Origin of the sequence: Bacillus sp. FH, assembly GCF_052216825.1 — a bacterium.
Classification (GTDB): Bacteria; Bacillota; Bacilli; order Bacillales; family Bacillaceae_G; genus Bacillus_A; species Bacillus_A paranthracis.
On sequence record NZ_JBQOUU010000001.1, the window covers coordinates 1155524 to 1172465 of the forward strand.

Annotated in this window: 13 protein-coding genes; all 13 read right to left on the reverse strand. The window is 36.7% G+C overall.

The features are described 5' to 3' along the window. Positions 1–12 precede the first annotated feature (12 nt). The 13 genes from spoIIGA to ftsL all read right to left on the reverse strand — a co-directional run bounded on the left by spoIIGA (position 13) and on the right by ftsL (position 16933). Positions 13–930: a sigma-E processing peptidase SpoIIGA gene (gene spoIIGA, locus ACTT1L_RS06040; RefSeq protein ID WP_000261994.1), complete on the reverse strand. Its 918-nt coding sequence runs from the start codon at positions 928–930 to the stop codon at positions 13–15. Positions 931–1245: 315 nt separating this feature from the next. After that, positions 1246–2400: a cell division protein FtsZ gene (gene ftsZ, locus ACTT1L_RS06045; protein WP_000888991.1), complete on the reverse strand. Its 1155-nt coding sequence runs from the start codon at positions 2398–2400 to the stop codon at positions 1246–1248. 39 nt (positions 2401–2439) lie between these two features. Then, positions 2440–3747, reverse strand: coding sequence for a cell division protein FtsA (gene ftsA, locus ACTT1L_RS06050; protein WP_001087555.1), 1308 nt, complete (start codon positions 3745–3747; stop codon positions 2440–2442). A gap of 401 nt (positions 3748–4148) precedes the next feature. After that, complete coding sequence (gene divIB, locus ACTT1L_RS06055) at positions 4149–4919, reverse strand: cell division protein DivIB (protein ID WP_000798222.1); 771 nt, start codon at positions 4917–4919, stop codon at positions 4149–4151. 98 nt (positions 4920–5017) lie between these two features. After that, a complete protein-coding gene (gene murB / locus ACTT1L_RS06060) occupies positions 5018–5923 on the reverse strand; it encodes a UDP-N-acetylmuramate dehydrogenase (protein ID WP_000437042.1) in 906 nt (301 codons plus the stop codon). Positions 5924–5984: 61 nt separating this feature from the next. Next, positions 5985–7079 (reverse strand): undecaprenyldiphospho-muramoylpentapeptide beta-N-acetylglucosaminyltransferase, encoded by a 1095-nt coding sequence (gene murG / locus ACTT1L_RS06065; RefSeq protein WP_001265415.1) that lies wholly within the window; start codon positions 7077–7079, stop codon positions 5985–5987. Between the two features lie 105 nt (positions 7080–7184). Next, positions 7185–8276 (reverse strand): stage V sporulation protein E, encoded by a 1092-nt coding sequence (gene spoVE / locus ACTT1L_RS06070; protein WP_000753510.1) that lies wholly within the window; start codon positions 8274–8276, stop codon positions 7185–7187. A gap of 90 nt (positions 8277–8366) precedes the next feature. Beyond that, positions 8367–9719: a UDP-N-acetylmuramoyl-L-alanine--D-glutamate ligase gene (gene murD / locus ACTT1L_RS06075; RefSeq protein WP_000860124.1), complete on the reverse strand. Its 1353-nt coding sequence runs from the start codon at positions 9717–9719 to the stop codon at positions 8367–8369. Continuing rightward, on the reverse strand, positions 9720–10694 hold the full coding sequence (gene mraY, locus ACTT1L_RS06080) for a phospho-N-acetylmuramoyl-pentapeptide-transferase (protein ID WP_063675631.1): 975 nt from the start codon (positions 10692–10694) through the stop codon (positions 9720–9722). Positions 10695–10716: 22 nt separating this feature from the next. Next, positions 10717–12192 carry a UDP-N-acetylmuramoyl-L-alanyl-D-glutamate--2,6-diaminopimelate ligase gene (gene murE / locus ACTT1L_RS06085; protein WP_000766300.1) on the reverse strand — a complete coding sequence of 492 codons (1476 nt, stop codon included), beginning with the start codon at positions 12190–12192 and terminating at the stop codon, positions 10717–10719. Between the two features lie 208 nt (positions 12193–12400). Then, positions 12401–14317, reverse strand: a complete 1917-nt coding sequence (locus tag ACTT1L_RS06090; RefSeq protein ID WP_001266227.1) for a stage V sporulation protein D — start codon at positions 14315–14317, stop codon at positions 12401–12403. A gap of 81 nt (positions 14318–14398) precedes the next feature. Beyond that, positions 14399–16549 carry a penicillin-binding protein gene (locus ACTT1L_RS06095; RefSeq protein WP_084638309.1) on the reverse strand — a complete coding sequence of 717 codons (2151 nt, stop codon included), beginning with the start codon at positions 16547–16549 and terminating at the stop codon, positions 14399–14401. 21 nt (positions 16550–16570) lie between these two features. After that, positions 16571–16933 (reverse strand): cell division protein FtsL, encoded by a 363-nt coding sequence (ftsL, locus tag ACTT1L_RS06100; RefSeq protein WP_000067081.1) that lies wholly within the window; start codon positions 16931–16933, stop codon positions 16571–16573. Between the last annotated feature and the right edge of the window lie 9 nt (positions 16934–16942).

A 16942-nucleotide genomic window follows, 5' to 3' on the forward strand; every position in this document is an offset into this window, starting at 1 on the left:
CGCCTCCCATTATTAAGCAATTACCATTTTTTGCGAAATTAACATTTTCGGATGCACAATACATTGATACTCTCCATTGGTTGACAACTGTTGTGTATTTAATCCAATCAATACTTTATTGACGACAATAGAACTACCTTCATGATAAATTTGTACACTTTCTGGCTTAATTGCCCATAAAAATTGATTCTCTACTCCTACTGCTCGGAAAGGAATTAAGCGTAATTTTGTCGCCCACCCAGAATCATTTTCTGGTATTTGAGGAATCTGTGTTTTGGAATAAATTTGTTCTGTTAACCAAGCTGGTAAACAATGTTCTAACGATGAAATATGCATAATCATAACAGGTGTTTTCGTTAACGGGTCGTAAAGTTGATTCCCACTATCAATTAAACCTGCGAGTTCTAGTTCCTCTTCAGCTAATTGAATTTTCAATTTCACAATTTGATCATAGTGTATTTTTGTAACCTCTACGCTTTCAATACGCTTTTTAGAAAAATAATAAATGACTGGAAAACCAAAAATAACGAACAACCAACTAATTGGGTCACCATAAGAAATTGATTGAGATTGAACCAACCCATTTACCATTTCATTCGTTTGCAAAAAGAAATGAGTGCCCATTAATCCTCCGCCAACCATAAAGGTTACAAAGTAAAAAGTAAAAACAGTTTGTGCATAATTTCTAAATGTTGTAAACCCAAATGCTGTATACACAATAAGTAACGAGTACAGTAGTTTCATAATCGGATGTGTCATCATAGAAGCAAAAGGAGTAAAGGCAAAAATAACAATGGTTGAACCTATCAATGCCCCTAACACAAGCCTCCATCTTTTGATCTTCTTTTTTAACACGGTAGCCGTTAATAAAAGTAAAAGAAAATCAATGCAGGCGTTTAACAACCAAACAACGTCGGCGTAAACAACCAAACAATTCACCTCTTTTTTTAAGTTGAGACTAGTATAATGCATATCCAATAGGAAAGTGTGTCAATTTGCGGAGGTGTTTTTTTGTTATTTTGTGCTTTCTAGACATAATCTGTCGGTAAAAAATAAAAGTATATGTTTCATAGAATGCTATATACTTTTTACTTACATATAAAGTGAAACTTTAATCACCACGCACCAATCATGTTATCCGGCAAATAGCGAAATAGATTAAAATATATAAAATAAAAAAAGACCTGCTTAGGCAGATCTTTTCCCCGTATAAAACAAAAAAGGAGCATAAATGCTCCTTTTCTTTTATCGTCTACGACGATTACGTAAAAATGCTGGAATATCGATATCATCTGAATCTGAATGACGCTCATGTACAACTGGCTCTTCACGCTTCATTTCACGTTTTACTTCACGTTGTTTTGGTGGTTGAGCTACTGGCTGTTGCTGTTGTTGCGTGTGATTCACATTCGGACGGATAATTGGTTTTGGTGGTTGAGTTGCAATTGTATCATCAAAACCAGTTGCAATTACAGTTACAACGATATCATCTTTTAATCCTTCATTAATAACCGAACCGAAGATCATATTTACTTCTGGATCTGAAGCTGAAGCTACAATATCTGCCGCTTCTTGTACTTCATATAAGCTTAAGTTAGCTCCACCAGTAATATTCATGATAACACCTTGAGCTCCATCAATAGATGTTTCTAATAATGGACTAGAAATCGCTTTTTTCGCAGCTTCAGCAGCACGATTTTCTCCATTACCAGAACCAATACCCATTAAAGCAGAACCTCTATTAGACATAATTGTTTTTACGTCTGCGAAGTCTAAGTTAATTAAACCTGGTGTTGCAATTAAATCAGAAATACCTTGAACACCTTGACGTAATACGTTATCCGCTTCACGGAATGCCTCTAACATTGGCGTGTTTTTATCAACAATCTCTAATAAGCGATCGTTTGGAATTACAATAAGTGTATCTACATTTTCTTTAAATGCTGCAATACCAGATGCCGCTTGTGTTGCACGCTTACGTCCTTCAAATGTAAATGGACGTGTTACAACACCAACTGTTAATGCACCTAATTCTTTTGCCACTTGAGCAACAACTGGCGCTGCACCAGTTCCAGTTCCGCCGCCCATACCAGCAGTTACGAATACCATATCAGCACCACGAAGTGCTTCTTGGATCTGTTCTTTACTTTCTTCTGCAGCTTTTTTCCCTACTTCAGGGTTTGCACCTGCACCAAGTCCACGTGTTAATTTTCCACCAATTTGCATTTTTGTTTCAGCTTTTGATAGATTTAATGCTTGTGCATCAGTATTCACAGCGATAAAGTCTACACCTTGTACACCGTGTTCAATCATACGGTTTACAGCATTGTTTCCGCCACCGCCGACACCGATAACTTTTATATTCGCTAATTGATCTTGAGTAGTATCAAACTCTAACATGTCGAAATCCCCCTAGAACCTCATTTTTCGTGTCCAATTTTAATCCCATAAATAACGGAATACACGTTTTACTTTTGACATCATACGGTCATCATTTTGATTATTATTGTTTTGATTACGAGTTTTTTGTTTCGCAGGTTGCTGTTGTACCGGCGCTGGAGCTTGTGCTGGTACTGGTTCAAAATGCTCTTGCTTTTCCTGTACATTTTTCCCACGTAATTTAGCTTTTTGATAAGAATGTTTAATTAATCCTACTCCACTTGTATATTGTGGCTCACGCACACCAATATAATCAGGAGTTGCTATACGAACATTTTCATGTAAAATATCATATGCAAGATCAAGGACACCTGGCATAGAAGCAATTCCACCAGTTAGTACATAACCAGAAGCTACTTGCTTTACTCCTAACTTACGCACTTCATCTTGAACAAACATTAAAATTTCCTCTACACGAGCCTCTATTATATCCGATAATTCCAACTGAGAATATTGTTCTGTTTGATCGCTTCCCATAATAGGAACCGTAAACATCTCTTCTTCAGATGCTGTATCATAAAAAGCATGTCCATATTTCAACTTAATTTGATCTGCATTTTCTGTTGAAGTTTTCAACCCAATTGCAATATCCTTCGTTATATGGTCTCCACCTAATGGTAATACGCTCGTCGCTTGTAACTCTCCATCTTTAAAAATAGATAAAGTTGTAGATCCTCCGCCCATATCAACAAGGGCTACTCCTCTATTTTTTTCATCCGAAGATATAGCAACTGTTGCAGCCGCTAAAGGTTGAAGACAAATATCAACAATTTCAAGACCTGCTTTTTCTACACAACGAAGTAGGTTATGTAGTAAAGTTCTCGAGCCTGTAATAAGTGTACCTTCCATTTCTAATCTTACACCGATCATCCCGCGTGGATCGTTAATCTCGTCAAGACCGTCTACAATGAACTGTCGAGGTACCACATCAATAAACTCACGTTCTGGAGCAATTGACACAACTTGTGCTGCATCTAGAACGCGTAAGACATCTTCATTCCCGATTTCACGATCTTCATTTGAAACAGCGACTACTCCGTGACAAGGAAGTAGTTGTACCTGGTTTGCATTGACACCTACTACAACTTGCTCAATGTGGATTCCCACCATGCGCTCAGCTTGTTCAATTGCTTTTTTAATTGATCGAACAGTCTCGTCTATATCAACTATCGATCCCTTCTTTAAACCATTTGATTTTACATTTCCAACACCAATAATGTTTAAGCTGTCATTAACCATTTCACCAATGATGACTTTAACATTGGATGTACCGATGTCAAGACTAACATATATTTCATTGCTGTTCATTCTTTGGCACCTCCTTCTTTATTTATACCATACAACTCAATATATGGAACAACAATCGCAACTTTACTATTTATAAGAAAAATATTCAACGTCTTTATACGTTTCCCTTTTTTAACCCTATATTTTTCTTATTTTTATTTAACATTCATTTAAGAATATCGCAGTAAACTGTGAATAACTGCTTATCTTGAAATAATTCCATTTCAAGTGTAAAGATTACCGCCAAGTATAAGTCTACACTAAGATGTACTCATAGAAAAGTGAAACTTGTACCAATCCTAGTATGAATCTAAGAATTTTTACATCTTTTTCATCAAATGAACCATTCTTGTAAACTCCTATGCACCAAGCAGAACATTCGTTTCGTTTTTTTCTACAATAACGTAGTGAAAACTATCATTCTATTCTTTTTTTTCTTCTGCTCCTAATTCTTTCGTATACGCCCCTACTTCTAAATCAATTAATACCTTTTTACCTGGCTCAATTGTTTTTAAGATAAGTGGATAAGCTTCCATACGTTTTGCGAAATTTTGAATCGTAGTGCTCACTTCATACCCTTCATTCATATATAAAGTAAGGTGGTCTTCATTCGCATTCGTCGGTGAATAACGAATTTCAGAAATAGACCTTAAAATAGTTGGGGTTAATTTTTCAAGCTCAGCAATTAACTCCTTCATTTTTTCCTCTTTAAAAGGTTCAAAAATTGGCGCTGCAACAGGAAGTTTTCCGTTCGGGAGTACATCAAGTGTTTTCCCGTTCTCTAATAACGGTTGTAATTTCCCATCTTTGTTTATATAACCAATCGTTAAATATTCTTCAATATGAACGTCAATTTTATTTGGAAAACGTTTCTTTACATTTACTGCTTTAATTTCTTTTCGTTTCGTTAAGTTTTCTTCTGCTTTATGTGCTGTCACTCGGAAATAACTTGTATCATATGTCACACCTGATTCCTTCATCACTTGTTCATCTGTCATATAATGATTTCCAAACACGCTTATCTTTTTTATATTGCTAAGTGGAGACCGAAAATAAATTAAAAAGAGAACTAATAGAAATAAAATTGATATGTATAAAATCAACCGATGATTAACATTTTTCTTCTTTTTTTTCTGTTGATTTTTTAACTTTGGTACACGATCCTGTAGTTTAATTACTTTACTATTTTTCATGTACGATCCCCCTACGTAACATAAAGAACGGCATGTTCCTCATGCCGTTCTTATCTTCTTATTATAACATAAATGATAATGAGCGGAACGAATAACCGTTATCTTCCAATGATTTCTACTTCTGTATGCATTTCTACGCCAAATCCATCCTTAATTGTTTGTTTTATTAATGCAATTAAAGATAAGACATCTTGCGCGCTGGCTCCCCCAGTATTAATAATAAAATTCCCATGCATTTCAGAAATTTGAGCTCCACCTATTTGATAACCACGAAGCCCCGCCTTTTCTATTAAATCTCCTGCAAAGTATGGAGTTGGATTCCGAAACACACTTCCTGCGCACGGATGATTCCATGGCTGTGTTTCACGACGGTAATCTTTATTCTTTTGCATAACACTTACAATTCTCTCACGCTCACCTATTTGTAATTGAAACTCAGCCTCCAAAACAATACCAGGACGTTTCGTTTGCAATACAGATGTACGATAGGAAAACTCCATTTCTCCATGCGTTAACCAGTCAATTGTTCCGTCTTCAAACAAAATAAGAGCTTTTGATAATATGTTTGATATATCCGAATTATGTGCTCCTGCATTCATATACACTGCACCGCCAACACTTCCTGGAATACCACTTGCGAACTCCAGACCGGCTAACCCTTGCCGACTAAGTAAAGTTGATAATTTAATTAGGGGATACCCACCACCAACTCTTACTCTATGTTTTTCGACTTCTAAGTGGTCTAATCCTTCTCCTAAACGAATAACGACACCTTCTATACCTAGATCAGATACAAGAAGGTTCGAACCGCGACCAATTACAGTCCACTTTGTTTTATATTTCTTTACTAACTGCAACGTTTTTTCAATACCGGCAACATGCTTTGGCACAATTAAAATATCAGCTGGTCCACCTATTTTCATAGTTGTATAACGTGCTAACGGTTCATCCACTAACACACGACCAACATTTGCTTCTATAAGCTCATTTACTAATTGCTCCATAAACAATCTCCCCCATACTAAGCATCCTTATTACAGTAGTATGCAGGGCGTTCACCTAACGTTATTTTTTTACAAGCTTATTCATTACTTCATACAACTTATTTGCTGCATCTGGAATACCTAATTGCCCAGCAGCAAGCTTCATATTTTGTAATGTTTGTGCATCTAATAAAATCTCGTCAATATCACGAATAAGTGTTTCAGCTGTTAAATCTTTTTCAAGCAACATTTTTGCTGCTCCTTTATCGACAACAGAACGTGCATTTTTTTCCTGATGGTTATTTGTTACATAAGGACTCGGAATTAACACACTTGGCTTACCTAACGCTGTTAATTCTGCAAGTGTTGTTGCTCCAGCTCTTGAGACAACAAGGTCTACACCTGTAAGTACTTCTGGCATATTATGAATGAAAGGTTTAATAATAACATTATTCGGGTTCCCTTTTTGCTTCACTGCGTCCATCACTTTGTCGTAATGAACTTCACCTGTTACATACAATATTTCGTAACTTTTATTTCCAAACTGTTCAATTGCCTCTACGAAAGCATCGTTAATTGGTCTAGCCCCACGGCTGCCACCAAAAATAAGCACGGATTTTTTAGGAAGAGATAAACCTACTGAACGTTTTCCTTTCATTCCATTTTGATCCATTACTTCTGACGCTCGTGGGTTTCCTGTCATGACCACTTTTGACTGCGGAAAATGTTCTGCAGCCGCTTCAAAACAAACTGCAACTTTATCAACATAGCGGCTTAAAAATTTATTCGTTACACCAGGTACACTATTTTGTTCATGTACAATAGTTGGAATACCTAATTTTGCCGCAGCATATACAACAGGTCCACATACATATCCACCTGTTCCAATTACAATATCTGGATTAAAACGACGAATATATCGTTTACTATCTTGTACACCTTTTAGAAAACGCATCACCGTTTTCACGTTATCTAACGATATTTTACGCTTAAATCCACTTATAACAATAGATTGAAACGGTATACCTGCTTTGGGCACGATTGTGCTCTCTAATCCATTCTCCGTACCAATATATAAAAACCTTGCTTCCGGATTTAATTTTTTTATTTCTCTTATTAAAGCAAGAGCCGGATAAATATGACCTCCAGTGCCCCCACCACTTACTAATACACGCACTACTAACTCCTCCGCTTCTCTTTTTCTTATTACAGTCGTATTTATTTCTATATACATATTGTTTCTTCGTACACATACGAAAAACCCTGTCTTATAAAACAGGGTTTAGTAGCGAGAATGGCGACTTATATTTAATAATACACCTACTGCCATTAACATTAATGTCAAACTTGATCCACCATAACTTAAAAACGGCAAAGTAATACCCGTAACAGGCATCAATCCTGTTACAACACCAACATTAATCATTACTTGAATCGCAATCATCGCCACAATACCTACTGCTAAAAACGTACCATATAAATCTGGCGCTCCTAAAGCTATACGAATCCCACGCCATAATAATAGACTAAATAATAATAACACAAATGAACCACCAATAAAACCTAATTCCTCGGATAAGATTGCAAATATAAAGTCTGTTTGCGGTTCAGGTAAATAAAGAAACTTTTGTCTACTTTGTCCAAGTCCAAGCCCGAATAATCCACCTGGTCCAATTGCGAGTAACGATTGAATAATTTGAAATCCACTTCCAAGCGGATCTGACCACGGGTCTAAATATGATGTAATACGTTTCATCCGATACGGTGCTGATGCAATTAGCCCTACAAATCCTGCTACACCAAGCAAACCAAACATTGCAAAGTGAAAGACTCTTGCTCCTGAGATAAATATCATAATGATACATGTCCCAACCATTACCGTCCCTGTACCAAGGTCGGGCTGTAACATAATCATTCCGAAAGCAAGAAATACAAAACCTAAAGCTGGTAGTAAACCACGTTTAAAAGAGGTAATTAATTTTTGTCGTTCCGCTAAAAATTTCGCTAAGAAAATAATCATCGCAAACTTCATAAATTCGGACGGTTGAATGGAAAATGCCCCGATTCCAATCCAACTTCGCGCTCCTCCTCGAACAAGACCTACTCCAGGAATAAGAACGAGAATAAGAAGAATGAAGCAAACTAGCAAAATTACTTTTGAATACGTACGCCACACCCAATAATCAATTTTCATAATAAAAAACATAGCCACTACACCAAGACCTGCGAATAGCAATTGCCTTTTTGCAAAAAAGAATGAGTCCCCCATTTTATAAGAGGCCCAAACCGCACTCGCACTATAAACCATAATCATTCCGATTGTTAACAACGCAAGTGTAACGATGATGAGAATAAAATCAGGCGTTTTCTTCATTACCCATAAACACCACCTCTTTAGGCAGAAACTTTTGCCCTATGTAACAAAACATCAGTAGGTGTTAGCCTACTGATGTTTTGATTTACTTTATATAAGTTTATGCACAGCTTGTATAAAAATGTCTCCTCTTTCTTCAAATGTTTTAAATTGATCCCAGCTTGCACATGCTGGAGAAAGAAGAATTACATCGCCATCTGTAGAATGAGCATAAGCTTTCACTACAGCTTCATCTAAAGTATCGACACTTTCAATTGTATCTAATCCCGCTTTTTCTGCAGCTCTTACTAATTTTGGAGCTGTTTGTCCAAATGTTACAATCGCTTTAACATTTTTGAAATACGGAATTAAATCATCGAATTCATTTCCACGATCTAGCCCACCTGCTAATAACACAGTCGGTTGTGTAAACGCAGATAAAGCTTTCTCTGTCGCTAACATATTCGTTGCTTTTGAGTCATTATAAAACTTACGGTTGTTTATAGTTGTTACGTATTCTAAACGATGTTTTACACCTGTAAAACGTTTTAAAACTGCCGTAATCGCTTCATTAGAAACACCCAATAATTTTGAGATACTCATCGCTGCTAAAATATTTTCTAAATTATGTTGACCAGGTAAAACGATATCGCCTACTTCAACAACTTTTTCACCTTTAAAATAAAGAGCATTATCTTTTATACACGCACCATCTTCAATTTCTTTCGTTGTTGAGAACAGTACTTTTTGACCTTTACTATAAGCAGATAAAGCCATCACATCTGCATCATCTGCATTTATTACACTATAATCATTTTCTGTTTGGTTTTTAAAAATATTCGCTTTTGCTAAACCATATTCTTTCTTCGTCCCATGATAATCTAAGTGGGCCTCAAATAAATTTAAAAACGCAGCAATTTTAGGTTGGAACAATTCTACTCCCATCAATTGGAACGATGAAAGTTCTGTAACTACAACTTCATTTTCTTTCGCATCCTGTGCAACTTCACACGCTACAGTTCCAATGTTCCCTGCAATTACGGGATGCTTTTGTCCTTCTTTTAGCATTTCAAATGTAAGCATTGTCGTCGTCGTTTTACCGTTAGACCCCGTAATCCCAACAAATGGTGCTTCTGAAATACGATATGCTAATTCAACTTCCGTAACAATTGGAATTTGCTTTTCTTTCGCAGCAACTAATATTGGATTAGAATACGGGATTCCTGGATTTTTTACTACAAGAGAAATATTTCTCTCTAATAATTCTAAAGGATGACCACCGCATACAACGTCCATTCCTTTTGCTTGTAATTCTGCAGCAAGTACATTCTCTGCTAAAGGCTTTCCGTCATTTACAATAACATTTGCCCCTAACTTTTGTAACAATGTAGCTGCTGCATAACCACTTTTTGCAATGCCTAATACAAGAATATTTTTATTTTGAAATTCAGTTACAGTTTTCAATTACATCCACACCCCGATATAAATTCCTAACACAGCTAATAAAAATCCTACAGACCAAAACGTCACAACGACACGCCACTCTGACCAACCACATAATTCATAATGATGGTGTAGTGGACTCATTTTAAAGACACGTTTTCCTGTTGTTTTAAATGAAATGACCTGAATAATAACCGATAAAGTTTCCATTACGAATACTCCGCCAATGATTACAAGTAGCAATTCTTGTTTTAATAAAATTGCTACAGCTGCAATGGCTCCACCTAAAGCTAATGAACCTGTATCTCCCATAAACACTTTTGCTGGATTCGCATTGAATACTAAAAATCCAAGTACAGCTCCTACAACTGCCATACAGAATATCGCTACTCCAAATTGCTCTTGTGCCACAGCAATAATACTAAATGCTCCAAATGCAATAGCAGCAGTTCCTGATAATAAACCATCTAAACCGTCAGTTAAGTTAACTGCATTTGATCCACCAATAAGCATAAATAGTACAAGTACAAAATACGCCCAACCTAATTCAAACTTAACATCCGTTCCCGGAATCATGATGTATGTGTGGAACGCTTGCCCTTTTCCAATTAAAAAGAACGCAATAGCAATAACAAGCTGACCTACTAATTTTTGTTTTGATGTTAAACCAAGATTTCTCTTCTTAACTACCTTTATGTAGTCATCTAAAAATCCAATCAATCCGTAACCAAATGTCACTAATAGTAATAACGATACCTCTGCACCTAAATAATTAAACTTAATCGCCATAATAAGTGAAGTTACCATCATAGATACGTATATGACGATACCACCCATTGTCGGTGTCCCTGATTTTTTTTGATGTGATTTTGGTCCCTCATCACGAATACTCTGTCCGAACTTTAATTTTCTTAAAAATGGAATAAACAATGGCGAAAGGGCAACAGAAATTAAGAATGCTACCCCAGCCGTTACTAATAAACCTTGCTCAAGCACATGTAGTCCTCCTCTCACGTTGTTACTCTTCGTTGTTTAAACGCTCTGTAATTGCTTCTTTAGCGATTTCACGATCATCAAAATGATGAACATCTTTACCAATAATTTGATATGTTTCATGACCCTTACCAGCAATAATGATAATATCTTCAGCTTTTGCGTTAGCAATTGCATGGTATATCGCTTCTTTTCTATCAATAATTACTTCATAATTATTTCCATTTGCACCATGTACCATATCATCTAAAATAGCTCCTGGCTCTTCACTTCTTGGATTATCTGAAGTGTAAATGGCGTGAGTTGCATATCGTGTTGCAACACTTGCCATGATTGGTCTCTTCGTTCTATCTCTATCACCGCCACAACCGACGATGCAATATACGTCACCTTTTGCAAACTGTTTTGCTGTTTTTAATACATTTTCTAAGCTATCTGGTGTATGTGCATAATCAACAATAACTGTATAATTTTGTCCACCATCAACTACTTCAAAACGTCCTGGAACTCCAGCTAGTTCCTTTATTACATCAATGATTGTTTCTAAACTTACACCAGAAACAAGTCCTGCCGCTGTCGCAGCTAGTACGTTATATACATTAAATTTCCCAATTAATTTCATCGTAACATTTACACTCTCATACGGTGTTACAAGCGTAAATGTAGTTCCACCACTTGTCATAACGATATCTTTTGCCATAACATCACTTGTTGTATCAATTCCATACGTTACAACAGTTGCTGCAGTACTTCTCATATATTCCGCTGTTACAGCATCATCGTTATTCAATACCGCGTATTTTTCACGATTATGATTATAACTATTGCCAAGTTGCGCAAATAGCAACCCTTTTGCATGTTTATATTCTTCCATCGTTTTATGATAGTCTAAATGATCTTGTGTTAAATTTGTAAACACTGCGACATCGTAATCACATCCGTGTACACGGCCAAGATCTAAAGCATGTGATGAAACTTCCATTACTGTGCTATCCACACCGTGTTCAACCATTTTTGCAAACGTCTGTTGAAGTGTTAGTGCATCTGGTGTTGTATTTTTCACCTCAAATGTTTCATCACCGATTTTCATATTAATCGTTCCAATTAGCCCGGTTTTATGACCATGTGCGCGCATAATCTCATCCATAATATGCGATGTTGTTGTCTTTCCATTTGTACCTGTAATACCGATTAAATGTAACTTGTGTGTTGGTTGACCATAAAAATAATCAGCTAAAACCGCTAACGAACGAAAAGTATTTTTCACAAGTACAACTGGAACGTCAACATCAATTGGTCTTTCCGCAACAATAGCAGCCGCTCCTTGTGCCGCTGCTTGCTTAGCAAAATCATGGCTATCAACCGTATATCCTTTCATACATACAAATAAGCTTCCTTCTTTCACTTTACGTGAATCAGCTTCTATAGATGTGATTTCTGGATTTTCTTTTGGAACAACTGGAAAATCATGCAAACATGATACAAGTGTATGCAACTTCATTTCACTAAACCCTCTCTACATTGTGTATTTATCTCTTTTATTAATAAGCAACACGTTACCTCCTAATTATGTAAAATAGGAGGTAAGTGCTACTGTGTCTAATAAATAGACCTATTTATAACCGAGACTCTTGCGGTCTCAAATTAAGTAACTCTTCTATAAAGAACTCACTTCCACCAATTGTACCATAAAACGTACTAGGTTACCTTTAATTCCCGAAGTAAATTCTAATTTTTGAGCCTTCTTTCACTTTAGCTCCTGCTTCTGGGGACTGTTTAATGACTTTCTCTCCATCTCCGCTTATATCAAGCTTCAAATCAACGAGTTGCGTCTGTAAGTCTTTCTTTTTCATACCAATTAAATTTGGAACTTCCACAGTTGGTGTATCGCCCCATTTATATTCTCTCTCAACTTGTTCTTTTCTCGGTTTCACTCCCATAACAGGAAGTGCATCCCGCAGAATATTCCCAACAATTGGAGCTGCTACTACTCCACCAAATTGCGTTACACCTTTCGGATTATCAACAGCAACATATACAACAATTTCCGGATCATCTGCTGGAGCAAAACCGATAAAAGATACGATATAATTATTCTCTAAATATTTACCATCTTTCACTTTTTGGGCTGTACCTGTTTTTCCGCCTACACGATACCCATCAATAAAAGCACCTTTACCAGATCCCTTTGCTACAACATTCTCTAATGCATACCGAACTTTTTCTGAAGTTTCCTTGGAAATAACTTTTCTTTTTTCCACAGGTGTCTTTTTACTTACAACTTGATTGTTTTTCGGATCAATAAATTCTTTAGCTATATACGGTTGATACAATGTTCCACCATTTACAGCTGCTGCTACCGCCGCCACTTGTTGAATTGGCGTAACAGAAACACCTTGACCGAATGAAGTTGTTGCTTGCTCGACTGGACCGACTTTGTCTAAATTAAATAAAATCCCACTACCTTCACCTTGCAGGTCAATTCCGGTTTTTTGTCCAAAGCCAAAATTACGAATGTATTTAAACAATCGATCTTTACCAAGACGATCACCCAGCTCAATAAATCCTGGGTTACAAGAGTTTTGAACTACTTCTAAAAACGTTTGGCTACCATGGCCTCCTGCTTTCCAGCATTTCAATCTTGCTCCACCAACTTCAGCTGCTCCATCATCATAAAACGTATCTTTCTCTAAGTCTACTAAATTTTCATTCAAAGCTGCGGCTAACGTAATGATTTTAAATGTTGAACCAGGTTCATACGTACTCCATACTGGTAAATTTCTATTGTACACTTCTGGAGAAACACTTTGAAAATCTGCCGGATCAAAACTCGGCCGACTCGACATACCTAAAATTTCACCATTTTTCGGATTCATCGCAATCGCAATCATACCATCTGGATTATATGTCGACTCTGCGATATTCATTTCTCTTTCCATAATTCTATTAATACGTGCATCAATTGTTAAGCCTAAATTCAAACCAGCTTCTGGTTTTTTGAAATCATCGCCAACATTAGGCATCCTTTGCCCTTTTGCATCTGCAAAAAAGCGCACATGACCTTCATCACCATTCAGTTCTTTATCATAATATTTTTCTAGTCCCATAAGACCTTGGTTATCACTACCTGCAAACCCTAATACGTGTGATAAAAAGTTGCCAAATGGATAGTACCGGATAGAGTCCTCTGCGATATAAACACCTTTCAAACTTAATCCTCTTACCTCTTTCGCCTTATCATGTGATATTTTCCTTCCGCCTTTATCTAACCTTACAATTGATTCTTTTTTTGTAATCCTCTTATAAATCTCATCTTTTTCCACACCTAATACTGCAGCTAACTTCTCTGCAGTCTCTGCTGGTTTTTCAATTTGCCTCGGTACAACAAAGACAGTTGGAGCACTTTTATTCGTGGCAAGTTCCACACCATTTCGGTCTAAAATTTTTCCACGTTCAGGTTCAAAAGTAATATTACGACTCCATGAATCTTTCGCACGATCCGTTAACATATTCCCAAGAAAAAATTGCACATATCCAAGACGAATATCGATGATAGTGAAAATAAGTATACCTGATATGAGTATAAAAATAAGTCGTTTTCTAACTGTTACATTTGATACACGCATATTGGAACAAGCCTCCCTTACGCCTAGCTTGTTCCAATATATGCTTGTACTTATTTAATTAGAACTTCTTCTCTTTTACCATTACGGCTTTTCTGCTTCTTGTTGTGGTTCAAGTGGCGGTACAAGTGTTACACCTAACTCTGTACCAGGTTGCAACAATGTTCCTTCTGGTACACTTTGTTCGGTTACGTATCCTGTACCAGTAGGTTTTAGATTAAGCTTTAATGTTTTTGCTAAATTCATAACATCACGAAGTGCCCAGCCTTGTATATTTGGCATTGTAGGTTTATCTCCCACTAAGAAGACTCGGTCACCCTTCAATGTTTGTTCAGTTGCTTTCGGTACTTGATGTTGTACTTTCCCTTCACCTAATACGATTGGGCGAAGTTTTGCTTTATCAATGGCTTTTTTCGCTTCTTCCATCGTTTTTCCCGTTACATCTGGAACAGCAGTTTGCTGCTCTTTCACATATTTCTTCGGATCTTTCACTTCATTAGGCTTAATCTTTAAATACTCTAAACTATTCTTCGTTACATATTTAAAAATATCAGCTAAAGGTTGTGCGCCGCTCTCATCATCTTTCAATTTCGGCTTTTTAACAGCTACATACACAACAAGTTGCGGATTGTCCATAGGTGCCATACCTAAGAATGAGAATATATAATTCTCTCTTCCCGTCATATAGCCTCCTTTTCCATCCGGAATTTGCGCTGTTCCTGTTTTACCACCAACTGAATAGCCATCGACTTTATAAGCAGTTCCTGTTCCTTTCGGCGATGTAACAACGCGTTCTAATAACTGTCTTACTTGCGCTGCTGTCTCTTTTGTAACAGGTTTTCCCACTTCTTCTGGTTTATGTTCTAATTTTACTTCCTCTGTTATCGGATCTACAATTTTATCAATTGTATAAGGTTTCATCATTTTCCCATCGTTCGCAATAGCAGTTGCAGCCTGTACAAGCTGAATTGGTGTTACAGTAGAACCTTGTCCAAAAGCTGTTGTTACTTGCTGTATTTGCTGATCGAATACAATGGTATTTGAACCTTCACCAGGTAAATCAATATTCGTTTTTTCATCTAATCCGAAAGCATGAATATACTTTCGGAAACGGTCTGGACCAAGTTTTTGATCCCCTAAAATAGCAAACGCTACATTGGAAGAACGCTCTACCCCTTCATCAAATGTGATAGATCCCCATCCAGCGCCGCCGTTATGATCTTTTATTTTTCGGTTTCCGACTTGATATGTACCAGACTGATAATAATCTTGTCCCTTATACACACCTTCATTAATAGCTGCTGCTAGCGTGAAAATTTTCATTGTTGATCCAGGTTCAAATGCATTTGCAATTGCGTCATTGAAAAAATATTTAATTTGACGATCATTTGGATCATAACTAGGTTTAGTAGACATCGCTAATATTTTCCCTGTTTTTGGATCCGCAACGATTCCTATTAAGCTTTCTGGTTCATAATGTTTACTCGCTTCTTTCATTGCGTCTTCTAAATAACTTTGAATACGCTGGTCAAGCGTTAAATATACATTTTCTCCATTTTTAGGTGCCTTTACATTCACTTTCCCGCCATCAAGAGATACGCCTCTACGATCGCCTGTATAAGCTACTTCTCCGTTAGAAGCACTTAAATATTTATCTAAGCTTTGTTCTAAACCAAAATAACCTACTGAGGTTCCTTTATCATTTGGTTTTGCATGTCCTATGACGTAAGATGCAAAATCACCGTTTGGATACACTCTTGCATTTTCAGTAATAAAAGATATACCTGGCAATTTCAATGCTTCGATTTGTTCCTTCTGTTCTTTTGTCAAATCTTTACCTAGCGTTCCAAATTCGACCTGACTTTTATCCTTTTTGTTTAACGTAGCTAAAATCTTCTCTTCATCTTTTCCGAGTACTCCTGCAATTTTCTTTGCAGTATCCTCTTTATTCTCAACCGGCTTCGCACCTTTTAATTCTGCTACAAGTTTATAAGAGTTTGCATCTTGTGCTAATACATGGCCGTTTTGATCATAAATCGTCCCGCGATTTGCTTCGAGAATTCCTGTTTTACTATGTTTTTGCTGAGCGAGTTTATCCAAATCCTGATTATGCACTGTTCCTGTCGCTTGTATGTAAAAAAATCGGGCTAATAACAGCAAAAAGAGCAGGAGGAATAAAATCATAAAATACCCTGCTCCCTTATTGGTATGAAATTTAGTCATATTTCTCTTCATTTTCCCTTCACACCTATTGCCTTATTTGAGGCCTTTCACATTATTCGCATTAATTTCTAGCCCGTGTTTTTTTGCAACTTCAGCGATTCGTTCATAACGACTTAACTTCTCTACTTCAGCCTGTAACTCTTGATTTTCTTTTTGCTGCTGTACAATTTTTTGTTCTATTGTCGCAGCTTCTACATTAACTTGATAAAGGCCTGCTTTATTTCCAATAAACGCTACACAGGCATACAATAAAAAGCCAATAAACGCTACATACAACAGTTTTTCGATTCTTGTAATCTTCGCTTTAGCTTTTGGTTGAACCATCTGCTGTGGGGGCGTTTGAATCTGAACCTCTTCTTGCGCTTGTTGCTTGTACTTTACAGCTAAGTTACTCATACCTCTCTC

What these genes read in the sequence shown, in the direction of transcription:
- ftsZ (WP_000888991.1), bottom strand. Translation starts at nt 2,400, where the DNA reads ATGTTAGAGTTTGATACTACTCAAGATCAATTAGCGAATATAAAAGTT.
- ftsA (WP_001087555.1), bottom strand. Translation starts at nt 3,747, where the DNA reads ATGAACAGCAATGAAATATATGTTAGTCTTGACATCGGTACATCCAAT.
- divIB (WP_000798222.1), bottom strand. Translation starts at nt 4,919, where the DNA reads ATGAAAAATAGTAAAGTAATTAAACTACAGGATCGTGTACCAAAGTTA.
- murB (WP_000437042.1), bottom strand. Translation starts at nt 5,923, where the DNA reads ATGGAGCAATTAGTAAATGAGCTTATAGAAGCAAATGTTGGTCGTGTG.
- spoVE (WP_000753510.1), bottom strand. Translation starts at nt 8,276, where the DNA reads ATGAAGAAAACGCCTGATTTTATTCTCATCATCGTTACACTTGCGTTG.
- murE (WP_000766300.1), bottom strand. Translation starts at nt 12,192, where the DNA reads ATGAAGTTGCATACACTTGTATCATGTTTGCATGATTTTCCAGTTGTT.
- ACTT1L_RS06090 (WP_001266227.1), bottom strand. Translation starts at nt 14,317, where the DNA reads ATGCGTGTATCAAATGTAACAGTTAGAAAACGACTTATTTTTATACTC.
- ACTT1L_RS06095 (WP_084638309.1), bottom strand. Translation starts at nt 16,549, where the DNA reads ATGAAGAGAAATATGACTAAATTTCATACCAATAAGGGAGCAGGGTAT.
- ftsL (WP_000067081.1), bottom strand. Translation starts at nt 16,933, where the DNA reads ATGAGTAACTTAGCTGTAAAGTACAAGCAACAAGCGCAAGAAGAGGTT.